This window comes from Streptomyces sp. NBC_00370 (assembly GCF_036084755.1).
GTDB lineage: Bacteria > Actinomycetota > Actinomycetes > Streptomycetales > Streptomycetaceae > Streptomyces.
In genome coordinates, this window is record NZ_CP107968.1 from 5187988 (window position 1) to 5202443 (window position 14456).

The following is a 14456-nucleotide window of genomic DNA, read 5'->3' on the forward strand; positions in this document are numbered from 1 at the left end:
CGACGCGCGGTTCCGCATCCCGCCGGGCGCGGGGAACCGCCCCCGGGGCTGGGACTGGACAGGGCAGTTGCCCGCGGACTTCGATCTGGGGCGCTCCGCGGTGTCCGTGATCGACAAGAACGGCGGGCAGTCCACGGCGCCGGACCCCGCGTGGTCGGCGAACGGCCGGCCCGAGCCGTATCTCTACTCCGCGCCCAGCGACCCGGCGCGGGTCGGGGTGGCCGGCCGGGGCACCGCCAGGTGGTTCGTGCCGTACGAGGTCTTCGTCGAGCTGCCCGCTTTCGACCCGGATCTGCGGCAGGTGCCGCAGGGGACCGATCTCCTGCTGGCCATGAACCGGGTCCGCGAGCTGGGCCTGGTCCTGCCGAACGGGCTCGCTGCGAAGTACGGCAGGGGCGTGTGGGCCCACGACACCCAGGCGACCTGGACGCCGCCGCCCGGCCGGCCGGGCCCGCCCGTGCTCACCCTGGTCGCCCTGGAGCGGCAAAGCGTCCGGGGCACCTGGCTGCGGTCCGACCCCGCGACGGTGCGCACGGCGAACGGCTCGGGGCACGGGGACGCGGCCCGCTGGAGCCGGCAGATGACCTACCGCTCGTTCGGCGACGCGGACCACCGCCTCGTGGGCTTCGTCGCGATGGACTTCACCGCCATGGCGGGGGTCGAACGCTGGAACCGCACGAAGAACGCCGCGCGGATGTGGGCGCCCTCGTGGCAGGTGCTCACGCGTCCCGGCCGGATGCCGCGCCCGGAGGACCTGCGGGCGCTGCCGTGGGTGGCGGCCGATCTGCCCGTCCCCGTCCAACTGCACATCCACGGACTGACCGGCTGCACCATGTGGCCCGCCCCGGGCGGACAGGAGACCACCTCGGGCGAGCGATCGGCTGCCCGGATGGCGGGTCTGATCGCCCTGGCGGGGCGCTCCGACGACCACCCCGTCGTGGCGACCAACTGCTTCGGGGCGATGCCCAGGGAGCGGGGGCGCCCCCGCGCGCGGTTCCTGTCGGTCTACGACCACGAGCCGCGCGGCGCCGATCCGCTGGAGGACCTGTCGGAACTCCAGCTCGTGGCGGACCACTCGGGCAAGACGGTGTTCGCCCAGCTCTACGAGGGCTACGACTTCTGGGACGCGCCGAGTCTGCGGCTCCCGGCGGACGTGCCGGTCTTCGGCGTGGGCACGGATCCGCGCGGCAGGGGGATCACCTCCGCCACGGGATTCGCCGTCCTGCGGCCCCGGCCGGCCGGGGCGGCGCTGGACGACGTCGCGCGTATCGCCGGTCTCCACACGGGCCAGGACCCTGCCTCCGACGAGACCCGGACACGGACGCTGCGGGTGGTCATGGCGCTGCGGCGGATCTCCACCCCCTTCAAGGACCTGAACGGACGGTTCCTGGCCCTTGACGAGCACGCGCTGCCGCTGCGGAACGCGGGCCTCACGCCGGATCCGCGGCACGAGCGGGCCCGGTTGCTGCTGCGGGGCATGGGCGCGCTGGAGCTGATGCGGTCCGCCGATCCTGCGCTGGACGGTCCCGGGGTCCGCGGCACCCGTCGGTTCACCGCCGAGCTGTTCGAGGCCGTGGCGGACGCGTACCCGGCCCGCCACGGGCAGGGGCAGGGCAGCGCGGTGGGGGCGGTGCCGCAGCTCGTCGCGGAGCGCTTCGGCCGGCTGCTGGAGGACGCGGCGCAGGAGTGGGCCGGGCAGCCGGGGCGCCCGTTGACGCAGTGGCACGGCCTTCCGACGGTGACCCGCGCGCTGTCCCAGTTGGGGTCGCTCCAGGACCCGGAGTCCGCCATCAGAGGGGTGCTGGACCTGGCGGACGGCGCGCCGGTCGAGGAGGCGGAGTGGTCCCGGGCGCTGTGGGCGGGGGTCAGGGCCCAGCAGGTCGTGGAAGGGCGGACAGGCGAGGCCGCCAAGGGCGCGTTCGCCGCGACGATCCTGCGCCTGGACGCGCCCGACGCCGCGCGGTTCGGGGAGGCCCGTGCCGCGGTCGTCCGGGCGCTGGCGGCGGGGCGCGATCCCCTGAGCCTCGACGAACTGGCCTCGTACGGCCTGGAGGAGGACGGGGCGTTCGCACCGGAGCGGCGACTGCTGGACTCCCGGGGCAACCCCTGGGGCCGGGCCCTGGACGGCGGGCAGCACCGGGCGGGGGACCTGGACCCGGGAGTCGTCACGCTGATGGCGCGGTCGGCCGACGGCCGCTCGTTCGTGCCCTACGACACGGAACCGGCCCCCTGGGCCGCGCGGGACGGCGCCGCGCCGTTCGTCTACGCCCTGGACGAGGAGTACGCGCCTGCCGGGCAGTTCGGCGACCTCGTCTCCCACGACCCGGAGGTGCGGGCGCGGAACCCGTGGTCCTCGGTGGTCCTGGCGGTCGGCCGCGCCAAGCCGGCCGGGCCCCCCGTCGCGGGCAGCCTGCCGGTGGAGTTCGCCCGCAACACCGGCAAGATCACGCACTTCTCCACGCACTCGGTCGGGCTGCACCGCGACGGGACCACGGGCGTGACCACGGTGGCGGTGTACCCGAAGGCCGGCACCTCCCAGGCGCCGCGCGACACGTGGGGCAAGGTCACGCCCGACCAGGCGGACCACCTGTCCCGGCCCGCCGGTGCCTCGGCCGCACCCCTGCCCCCCACACCGCTGTCGATCCCCTGGCTCGGCATCGTCGGCGCGGGTCCCGGGCCGGCGACGGCAGTGCCGATGAACGTGTCGGGCACGCCGGGGCGCGTGTTCGTACGGCGGGTGGAGGAGGTGTCCGACGACTCGGACTCGACCGCGCCCGGCACAGCCGCCGCCACCCGGCCCGGCGTGGCGCGCCCTGTCCTCACCCGGCCCGTGGCCGATCCGGCGGCCCCGCCCCGGCCGCTTCCGAGCACCGTGTCAGCGCGGCAGAACGCCGTACTGCTGCAGACGAACATGCCCCGGCCGGGACGCGGCACGGCACCCGCGCCCGGTCGCGGGCAGTCCTCCGGCGGGCGCCGGGGCTCTTCCTCCTCCGGCCGCGGGCAGTCCTCCACCGGGTTCGCGCGGCTGCCTGACGCCGGACCCTACGAGGGGCTGCTCATCTTCCTGTACGGGCCTGCGTCCGGGGACGGAGCCCGGCGGACGGCGGCCCGGGACGCCCTGGGCACGCTGGACGCACTGCGCATGCGGGAGCGGACGCTGGCGCACGGTCCGCTCGAACTGGACGTACTGGCCCGCCGGGTGCTGCTGATGGGACCTGCCGAGCCGGTGACGCAGGACATCCGTCGCGAGCTGCTGCGGGTGGCGATGGACGCGCGGGCCCGGGGGGCGCGGAATCTGGCGGTGCTGTCCGCCGTCCACCTGATCCGCAAGGGCGTGTTCACCGACCGGTTCCGCCGTCTCGACGCCCAGGGCGATCCGCGGGGCTGGGACTGGAACGCCCAGCGGGTGCCGCTCAACGCCGATCTGACCAGGTCGGCGGTGGAAGTCGTCGACCCGCGGCGCGGAATCTTCTACCCGGAGGACGGCCCCGCCCCCTGGGGCAGCGGACCTGAGCCGTATCTGCTGGCCGCCGAGTCCGACCAGGCGGGCATCCTGCTGCGCGGTGCGAGGGGCTTCGCGACAGCGGTGCCCCCCGAGGTGTTCCACGAACTGGTGGCGTTCGACACGACGCTGCCGACGCTGGACGCGGCCGTCCCCGTCCTGTTGGCGATGCCCGAGGTCAGTGCCTGGGGCCTCACGCTCCAGGACGCGCTGGTCGCGCGGCACGATCGCGACGTGTGGGCCTCCAACGGCCTGGTGCGCTGGGCCGACGCGACCCCCGGCTCCCAGCGGCCCGTGCTCGTGCTGACCTTCGAGGAGAAGGAGGGGTTCAGGGCGCAGTGGCTGCTGCGGGACCCGGCCACGGTGCGTGCGGCAGCCACGCTGCCGCACGGCGGCACGGTCGACTGGAGCCGCGAGGAGATCACCTTCCCGCTCGCCGGCGCCGACCACCGCTTCAACGCGTACATCTCCATGGACCTGGAAGGCGCGCCGGACCGGGGGAGCGTACGCAGCGATCTCTACGCCCGCCTCGCCGGCATCAGGTCGTACCTGGAATACCGGCCGAGCCGCCTGCGCCTGCTCGGGCCGCGCCTCGTGCCCTGGGTCGAGGACAGGCTGCCCACCCCGGTCTTCGCCAACAACCACGGAGGCGCGGGGTTCGTCGACTGGCTGGCCCGGGACCGGTACCGGGACCGGACCCGGGTCAGAAGGGACGACGCGCGGCAGTCCGCACGGTTGATCGCGTCCCAGGTGGCGCAGGCAGGCCTGCCGCTGTCTCATCCCGTGGTGCTGCTGGCCTGCTTCGCCGGGATGCCCGGGGGAACGGATCGCTCGGTGCACAACCCCCCGGTGGCCGGTGGCCGGCTGTCCGGGGCCGCCGCGCTCCCGCTGTCGACCGGAGCGGACCCGCTGGTGGACCCGCCGATCGGCCAGTACGTCGCGAACGAGACGGACCGGAGGGTGTACGCCACCAGCTACTCGAACGCCGTCCACGCCGGACGGGACCTGCACCCGTCGCTGCCCCCCGACGAGGCGGTCATCGCCCTCGTCACCGACCAGCGCGGTGCCGGGACGCGGTGGGTGGTCTTCCTGCCGGAGCCGAAGGGCGCCGAGCTGGACGAGGCGGCGCGTTCGGCGCATCTGCACGACGGCGCGGCTCCCGCATCGGCGGAGGTGCGGGGACGGGCGCTGCGGCTGGTGCGAGCGCTGCGTCTGGTGTTCGGTGCGGAGGTGGCGGACCGGGCGGACTTCGGGACGCTGCTGAGCGGTATCGGCGCGCTGGAGTCGGGCCGTGCGGCTGACGGCGCGCTGAACCGGCCCGGCGGGCTGCGGTTCACCATGGAGCTGTTCGAGACCCTGGCACGCGCGCACGCCGGAACCGGGCAGTCGCCGGCAGCGGTGACCGCCGACGACCACGCGTCGCTGCTGAGCGCGGCGGCGGCCCGGTGGGACGCCGGGCAGCGGGGCGCGCCGTCCGGCCGACTGCCGCTGCCCGAGTTCGTCCGGGCGCTGGACTGGGTGTCGACAGCGTCGGACCCGGAGTCCCTGATCAGGGACGTCCTGGGACTGGACGGGGCCGCGCCGATCGGCGAGGCGGAGTGGTCGCGGACCGTCTGGGCCGAGGTCAGGACCCGACGGTTCTTCCAGGACGCGCCGGACCCGGGCGTCCTCACGCAGCGGATGCTGCACCTGCCCGCTCCCGACCCGGCACGTCGTGGTGAGGCGGTGGACGCGGTGCGCAGGGCACTCGCCGCCGGCCGTGACGCCGAGGACATCGACGCGCTGGCCTCCCATGCACGGGAGCGGGACGGCGTGCTGTCCCCGTACTCGCTGCACCGGGACCCCCTCAACGGTCTGACCTGGGGCCGGTCTCTCGGCAGTGGGCCGCAACTGCCCACGGTCTTCGACCCGTCCACCGTCACCTTGATGGGCCCGGCACCCCACGGCTCGTTCGTGCCGGTCGGCACCGAGATCGCCCCGTGGTACGACCCGCACGGAGCGCCGCCCTTCGTGTACGACGTGGACGGCGCCCTGGCCACGCCCGGGGAACTCGGCGATCTGGCCTACCGCGACCCCGCGCTGCGTGCCCTGAGCACGAGCGCCCCGGTGATCATGGCGGCGGTCAGCGCCGTCCCGCCCGGTACCCACCCGGCGACCGGTCCGCTCGGTGAACTGTCGCGCGGCACCGGCAGACAGGTGTGGGGTTCGCTCAACCACACCGGGCTGTACACGGACCAGCTCACCGGTGTCACCACTCTCGCGGTCTATCCGGACCCCGGGGGGTCTCCGGCGCTTCCTCACACCTGGAGGGAAGTCCTGCCGGACGACGTGGCCGCACCGGCCGCGAGCCCGGGGAGCGCCACGCACAGCTCGCCGGCCCCGGTGCTCTCCGCTCCGGCGACCCCGCTGCCGGGGTTCGCCACCCTCTGGACTCCCGGTACGAACGGGCAGGTCCCCTCGCTGTCCGCGACCAATCTCGCGACCGGGGCCGCGGGAGCCGGCCCGGGGCGTGTGCTCACCCGGCCGGTGGAGGATGTCTCCCTCGGCACCGTCTCGGACAGTGCGGCCGACGACGCGGCGGTGATGGCGTCCATCGCGAGCCTGACCAACGCGTCCTCGGCCGACTCCCGGCCGGTATCGCCTGCCGGGCCGCCGCGCGCGCCCTTGACCGTGCCCACGCGGGCGCGGCAGGACTCCGTACCGGAGTACCACCGGTTCCTCGCCGTGCTGTACCGGGGCCGGGAGACCCCCGCCGGGGCGCTGGAGGCGCTGGAGCGGCTGGACCGGCTGCGCGCCGAGGTGCCGGCTCTTCGGGAGGGCGCGTTCGACCCCATCGAGATTGCCCGGCATGTGCTGATGCTGGAGTCGGCCGCGAGGGTGGCCCCGGCGCATGTCGAGGAAGCGCTGCGGCTCGCGGCGGACCCGCGGGCGCGGGGAGCGCGGAGCTTGGCGCTGCTGTCCGCCGTCCACCTGCTGGACAGGGGCGTACTCGACGACCGGTTCCGCCGTCGGGACGCCAACGGCGGCGCGCGGGGCTGGGACTGGACCGAGAACGGCCTGCCCGCCGGCCTTGACCTGACCACGACGGGGACGCGGACCGGCCGGGCCGACACCCCCGTGACGGAGGAGCCCGCCGGGTGGAGCGCGGGCGCGGAGCCGTATCTGGTCGCCGCGGCCGGCAGCGACCAGAAGACGATCCGGGTGCGGGGACTCGGAAGCTTCCGACGACGGGTGCCCTTCGAGGCGTTCGTGGAGTTGGTGGCGTTCGACACGGAGCACGGGAAGCTCGCGAAGGACGTTCCCTTCCTGCTGGCGACGGGCCAGGTCGCCGGCTGGAACCTCCATCTCCAGGACGGTCTCGCGCTCCGGTTCGACCGGCCTGCTTGGGCCCCCAACGGTGAGATGTCCCTGTCGGAGGCGGGGGAGACGGACCGGCCGCTGTTCCTGCTGGAGGGCCGGGAGGGGAAGGTCCTGTCCCGCTGGCTGGTGCGGGACCCGAAGACGGCGCGCGCCGCCAGGCCGGAGAGCGGCGAGGTGGACTGGAGCCGCAGGGAGATCGCGTTCCCGCTCGTCGGCGACGACCATCGTGCGTTCGGCTTCATCTCGGTGGACCTCACCAGCGGGACCAACTGGGAGCGGTCGCACGTCTCCCGCCTGATACGCCGGTCCAAGACGTCCCTCGTCATCACGCCGGGCCGCACGCGTCACGTGGTCCAGGAGACGCCCTGGGCGGCGGAGAACCTTCCTTTCCCGCTCGTCGCGGGTGTGCACGGTCGGGTCGGTCACGCGACCTGGTTCACCCAGGACGGGCCGCAGAGCGTCGACAGCAGGGAGCACGCGCGCAGGATCGCGTACCAGATCTCGCTGGTCGGACGGGAGCGCGCGCACCCCCTCGTGCTGCAGGACTGCTACCGGGGGATGTTCGCCCCGCAGGGTGCGGTGGCGGATCCTCCTACCACCCTCGCCGGCCGGCCGGCCGGTACCGACCCGCTCACCGATGTGCCCGGCGCCCAGCACGTGGCGAACGAGGAAGACCGGCCGGTGTACGCCAGCGTCTTCGAGAACTCCGCCTTCTACGACCGGAGTCAGAGCGCTCCGTCGTACGTGCTCATGACGGACCGGCGCGGTGGCACGGCGCAGTGGATGCTCTTCCGTCCGGAGCCGAAGGGTTCGGCGCTGGACCAGGTGGCGCGGTGGGCGCGACTGCACGACGCCGCAGGGCCCGCGTCCGAGGAGGTGCGGGAGCGGACACTGCGCCTGGTGCGGGCCTTGCGGCTGGTCTTCGGCCCCTCCGTGGACGTGCGGGCCGACTACCAGGAGCTGCTGGGCGGTATCGGGTCGCTGGAGAACCGGCGGGAGGCCGATCCGGCCCTGAACCGGCCCGGCGTACGGCGGTTCACCGTGGAGCTGTTCGAGTCCCTGGCACGGCGGCACGCCGGGACCGCGGAGGGGGCCCCGGTCACTCCGGACGCCTATCTGAATCTGCTGCGGGAGGCGGCGAGTCGGGCGGACGCGGGGGAGCTGGGGCCGCTGACCAGTTGGCTGCCGCTGCCGGCGGTCACCAGGGCACTGGACGCGTTCGAGAAGATGCCTGACCCCGCGAAGGTGATCAGGGACGTACTCGGGCCTGACCCCGTCACCGACCCGGACTCCGACTCCGACTCCGACGCGTCCTCCGACTGGGGCACCGGCTCCGAGACGCCGCCGGTCGAGGCGCAGTGGTCACGGACGCTGTGGGCGCAGATCGAGACCGAGCAGCTCCTGGTCACCTGGGGGATGTTCGCGGCCGACCCCCGGCTGCGGGCGCAGAACAGGGCGATGCTCACGCAGCGTCTGCTGGGCCTGCCGGCCCCCGATCCCCGGCGCTTCGGTGAGGCCGTCGCGGGGGTGCGCAGAGCGCTGGCCGCAGGCCGGGACCCGGGGAGCTTCCATGAGCTGGCCTCGCACCGTCTGGAGCTGGCGGGCGCGCTGTCCCGCGACACACTGAGGAAGGACCAGGCAGGCCAGGAGTGGGGCAGGCTCTTCAACCTCCGGGACTTCCGGCCCGGGAGCTTCGACCCGAGCAAGGTCACCCTGCTGCGGCGGAAGCCCGAAGGCCGCGGGTTCGAGGAGTTCGCCACCGAGGACGCCCCCTGGCACAAGGAAGGCGGCCCGGCTCCCTTCGTGTACGGCGGACGCGGCAACGGCACGCCGTTCGAGCAACTCGCCGATCTGGCCTACCGCGACCCGGAGTTGCGCAAGAGGGAGCACGGGGTTCCCGTGATCACGACGCTCGCCGCCGCCATGCCCCCGGGCTCGCGGTCCCTGCACGGCACCCCGCTCGGTGAGTTCGCCCGCAACACGGCAAAGACATGGTGGGGGTCGACGGCTCAGGTCGGCCTGTGGTTCGACGAGCAGAGCAAGACCTTCAGCCTCGCGGTGTACCCGGCGTCCGGCGCGTCGGAGGCGGCACGTGACACCTGGCACAAGGTCACGCCCGACGAGGGCGACCCGCCTTCGGCGGCGGCTCCCTCGGAGGCGGGGCAAGAGGCCCGCATTGATCAGGTCTCGCGGCTGACGAACTCCGCGACGGACGGGCCCGAACCCGCCCCGGAACCCGTTTCCGCGCCCGCCTCCGAATCCGCCCTCGAACCTGCTTCCGATCCCGCGCTCGACTCCGCGTGGAGCGGGCACGCGCGGGCGCTGGCCGTCTTCCGGAACACCGTCGCCGGAGCGGAGGCGGCGCTGCGGGGAGACGCCGACGACAGTGCGATGACGCACGCCTGGAGCGACGTCGCGCGGGACCGTACCGCGGTGGAGGACGCCGAGGCACGGCTGCTGGGCCTGGGCGTCACGCCGGCCGAGCTGACCGCGTCCCGTGCGCTCGCGGGCGAGGACACCGCCAGTACGGCCGCCGGCCCGCTCGTCCCCCGGGACGAGGCGCATCGCGAGTGGCTGGCCCGCGCGGTGACCCCGGACGACCTGCCGGCCGGTCTGCTCGCGGGGCTGCCCGCCCCGGACGCGAACGAGAGCGTCGACCCGGCCGACGTGGATAGGGCGAGCGTCGAACTCACCGGCAGCCAGAAGACCGAACTGGTGCTGCTAGGCGACAAGCGACTGCTCCTCGGCGGCTTCGGGCGGCCGGAGCAGGCGCGGTTGCGGATGCTGCGGCCCGGCGTCTGGCCGCAGGTGCTGGACGTGGCGGCGGCCAACGTGGCCCGCAGACTGTGGACTTCGGCGAGGCAGGAGTTCAGCGCGCCCGAAAGCGCCACGCCGGCGGACGTCGAGCGCGCCTGGGCCGCCGCCGTTGCCTTGGTGCTGCCGCTGGAACCGCACGACGTGCTCGCGGACTCCCGCTACGCCGGGCCCGACTTCCGGAGCGCCGTCCGGCAGGTCGCGCGGCACCTGTTCACCCAGGGCGGCGCCGACCTGGCTCAGGCCGCCGAACTCGCCGACACGCTCCGGTCCGGTCTGGGGCTGCGGAAGCGGTGGGCCGGGGTCGCCACCGAGCCCCGGGCGGCCACGCCCTCCGAGGACGCGTCGCCGGTCCCGTCCGCGTCCGGGGCGGTGCGGGAGCGGCCGATGTTCGGCGGCCGGACCCCGGGGCTGCGCACGGTGGCGACGGACGCCGGGCCGGTGCGGGTCGCGCCGGTCGGCGCGCGGGAGGCGAACGCGCCGCGCACGACGACATCCGTGGCGGTCCCGGACGGGCACGCGCGGCAGGAGACGAACACGGCCGCCGCGCCCTTCACGTTCGTGCCGTTCTCGGCCGGGGGCTCCAGCGTGTCGCGGAGGGACCGGGCGGGGATCGAAACGCTCGCCCGTCAGGTGGCGGCCGGAGCCGTTGCCCGCAGGCTGCCCTACCAGATCGAGGTCATCGGCTACGGCACCGGTACGGGCGGCTCGACGGGCCGGTCGGCCGGAGACCGGAGCGGGAAGCGGGCGGCAGCGGTCGCCGCCGTCTTCGGCGCGGCGCTGGACCGGGAGCTGACGGCGCTCCAGGCGGGCCAGGCCCCGGATCAGCCCCGGCTGCGCGCGGCTGACTTCGTGACCGTGGTGAACGGCGGCTCGGCGCCGGTGGCCGCTCCGCCGGGGCTGACGGACCGGAACGAGCGACGGCAGGCGCTCATCCGGGTGACCACCGTCACCGCCGAACACGCGGCGGAGAAGCTGGCCGCGCTGGACAGGTCCGACCCGCGGACGGTCGGCAAACCGGCGTCCACTCCGGAGGAACAGGCGCGCCGGGTGCTGCACCTGGCTCCGGACGCCGTCGTGGACGACACGATGCTCCAGGCCCTGGTCGCTCTCTTCGGCGCGGCGGAAGCCGCCGGGCAGGCCAGGACCATGGGCGAGCTTGGCGCCTACTACCTGCGACAGCCGGGCGTGCTGGAGCACTTGGGAGTCATCGCCCCGAACCGGAAGCGCCATTTCACCGGTCGTGCCGGCCTCCGGACCGCAGGTCTGAACTGGGGCCGTCCGTCCGAGGGCACCGGAGGCCTGCGGCCCGGCGAGACACGGGACAAGGACCGGGTGCGGCTCGACGCCTCCTCGGTGGAGGCCCAGCGGCTGTCGCCCGACGGCCGGCAGGACGGCGACCTGATGGTCGTCGACGCCATTCCCTGGGCCGGGAGGCGTGCCTACTTCCTGGTGGCCGACGGGCGGCGCGGCGTGGTGGAGATGCGGATGCCGGACGGGTCGGTCCGGGAGCTGAGCATCGAGGAGACCGTGGAGGTGGTGGCGGCGGACGTGGCGCGGGAGGGCCTGGACAAGAAGGTCCCGATCGCGGTGATCCTGCCGTTCGCGACCGCCTACGACATGAGGCTCCTGCGGATGCTCGCCCTCCGCACGGGCCACACGGCGTGGGCCCACACCGGCACGATGGACTTCTCCCACGACAGCGGCCGGCCCCGGCTGATCGGGCAGGAGGGGCAGTTCTTGGGCGAGTGGGTCGACGCGGCTCCGGACACGGCTCCGGACCCCGACGACGAGCCGCTGGCCGAGGACTGGTACTGGGAGCAGGAGAGCCGGTTCATCGCCGGCGAAGCGACGGGGCGCGTGATCGCCAACCTGTCGTACGCGCCCCACGATTACGAGCTGCGGGAGCAGTTCGCCCCGCTCCTCGATCAGCAGACGACGTATCTGCACTTCAACCCCGCGACCGGCAACGTCATCGCCGAGGAGCCGCTCCCGGCCCCGCCCGGTCTTGTCGAGGCCGACGCGGATCATCTGCTGGGGCACGGTCTGCGAGGCGTCCTGATGCGGGCCCGGTGGAACGGCGGGACCGCCGAGCTCGGTGAAGGCCGGATCGAGCAAGCCGCCGCACGCCTCGCGCGAGTGTTCCGGGGCCGCTGGCTCAGCCTCGCAGCATGCTGGGGCGGTACCGCCCCCGGACCCCGCGACGGCCGCGGGGAGCGGGAGGCGGCGCCCCCGCCGTTCGTCTCGGACCCTCTCCGGCAGATACCGGCGGGGCAGCGGGCGGCCAACGGGAGGCGCGGCTATGTACGCGCGGCCGAGCGCATACACGCGGTCACCCAGCGAGACGGCCGGATCAGCCACGGCCTGTTGACGGATGCCCAGGGCCGGCGTACCCGGTGGCAGATCTTCCGTCCCGAACCGGACTGGGAGGAGCGGGGCCGGCTGGCCCGGGAGATCGGGATGTACGGCGAAGGCGAGGCGGAACCACTCGGCACCCGGGAGCAGGTGCTGCATCTGGTCCGGGCGCTCAAGCTGATCTTCGGCCGGGACGTGCAGGACGCCGCCGACTTCCTCGATCTGCTGCGGGGGGCCGCGGCGCTGGAGGAGATGTGGCGCGCCGACATCGAGCTGCACCTGATGGGCGGCTTCACGCTGGACGCCTTCCAGCGGGCGGTCGCCGCGCACCCGGCGGGCCGGAGGGGGGTGGACCAGGCCGGCTACCGCGCGGTGCTGGCCGCCGCCGAGCAGGCCGCGCCCGGCACGGCGTTGAGCGATTTCGTGCCGCTGCCGACAGTGAAGGAGAGCGTGGCGTGGCTGGACGCGCAGGGTTCGTACGACACGGCGACCAAGAAGCTGCTGGGGGTCGACGTCGTCCGTTCGCTGGACGTGTCCCGGCTGTTCTGGGCGCGGGTCAAGGCGTACGACCTGCTGCACGGCCTCGGTACGGACGAGAGGGCGGCCTTCACCCGCGAGGTGCTGCGCCTGGATCCGTCGGCGGCTGTGGACGAGCGGCGGGACGAGCAGCTCGGGCTGCTGCTCACGCAGGGGTTCGCCGAGGGGCGCGATGTCGCCGACCGTGAGGTGGCGGCCGCCTACCAGCTCGAAGCCGCCGGGGTGCTGGGCGGCGAGACCGCCATGCCCGTCACACTGCACGCCGATGGCACTCTCGGAAGGGGACGGGACTTCACCGGCGAGCGACGCCCCCTGGCAATGGATCTGACGCAGATCAGGACCCCGGACGGCAAGAAGCCCGCTCCGTGGGTGCGCAAGGATGTGAGCGGCGAGGACAAGCCGGCCCCCTACGTGGTGCGCGCCACGCTGGACCGGGCCGATCCGCGGTACCTCAACTTCGTCCTCGACGGCAGCGTCCTGCGGGTGACGCGAGGCGAGTTCATCGAACTGCTGGCCGCGGACCCTGTCCTGAGCCAGGAAGATCTGGTCACGGATGTCGTGCTCGACATTCCGGAGCTGGACCTGCTGACGACCGGCCTGGCGGACCACCTTTCGCAGCGCCTCGCCCAGCGCCTCGGCCGAAGTGTGTGGTCGACCTCCGCGCGGACGGAGATGTCGCCGACGGGCCTGGACGAGAGGTTCCTCCTCAGTACAGGAGCTCCGCCGCTCGATTCGGATGCCCCCTCGGAGGCGTGGACCGAGAGCGCGCCCGTCGACCCGGCCGAGCCGGTGGAGGCGCCGCGCCCCGTGCCGGACCCCGTGCCCGAGCACGCGCCGCTGCCGGACGGGACGGCTGCCTCCCCGGAGCCGGCCGAGGCCGCGCCGACGGGCGTCAGGAGCGGGAACGCCGCCGGGTCCCGGCCGATCGCGGTGGCGACCTCTGTGCCCGCCGCCGTCAGGCAGCGCGCGGTGTCCCGCGCGACGTCCGGCCAGCCCATGCCGGGACTTGAGTACACCGCTGCTCCCGCGCGGCCGAACGCCCAGCCGGTGCACGAAGCCCCGCAGCGGGCGCTGCCGCGGGCGACGCTGGTGCCGTTCGCCGTGGGGGCGAAGACGCCGTCGGAGTACGACGACGACCTGAAGGGCGTCGAGCGGCTGATGGTCCGGGTGGCCCTGGCCGGGATGCGCAACCACCGTCTTGGGGTGTCCCTGCCGGGCATCCTGTTCACCGGATACGGGGCCGACGCGACGCCGGAGGGGCAGGAGAGCCGTCAGGAGGCGGGGAAGCGGCTCGGCGCCGAGCGTGCGGAGGCGGAGCGCGAGGCGTTCATGGCGCGTCTCGACGAAGAACTGGAGGCCAGGCAGCACAGCCTGCCCCCGGAGGACCGGCTGCGGGCCGCCGACTTCAGGACGCGCGCTCGCGGCCTGGACCAGGTGCCCGTGGACGCACCGGTACGCGCCGCACTGACGCGAGTGGCTTCCGCCGCCGACATCGGACGGCAGGCGACGATCGAGTTCGCCTACGACCGGACCGCGGCCGGTGTGGAGCATCTCGACGCACTGCGGCGGGAGGACCGGCGGCTGACCGGTCTTCCGCTGGACCTGGCCGGGCTGGCGCGGCGGACCCTGCATCTGGGCGAGGGCGCCGCCGTCGGCGCTGCGGAGCGCACGGCGCTGTTCGAGCTGGTCGAGGAGGCCCGGCGCGCGCGGCGGGCGAGGGGCGTGGCGGCCTTGGGCGCCTTCCACGCCGAGCGGGCCGGCGTCCTGGAGTCCGACCGTAAACGCCACTTCACCAGCGGCGACGGCAGGACCAGGCTGCCCGGCCTGAACTGGGGCGGGACGCCGGTCGTCACCCTGGACACCGGCCGTATGCGCACGCGCCTGATGA

The 14456-nt window shown here is 74.4% G+C and carries 1 protein-coding gene (running past both ends of the window); it reads left to right on the top strand.

Every position in this 14456-nt window falls within one protein-coding gene, locus OHS57_RS23270, for a lonely Cys domain-containing protein, read on the top strand. The gene is 50109 nt long; 18962 of those nucleotides lie to the left of the window and 16691 to its right, leaving coding positions 18963-33418 in view — codons 6321 (partial) to 11140 (partial); the first codon wholly inside the window starts at position 2. The start codon and the stop codon both lie outside this window.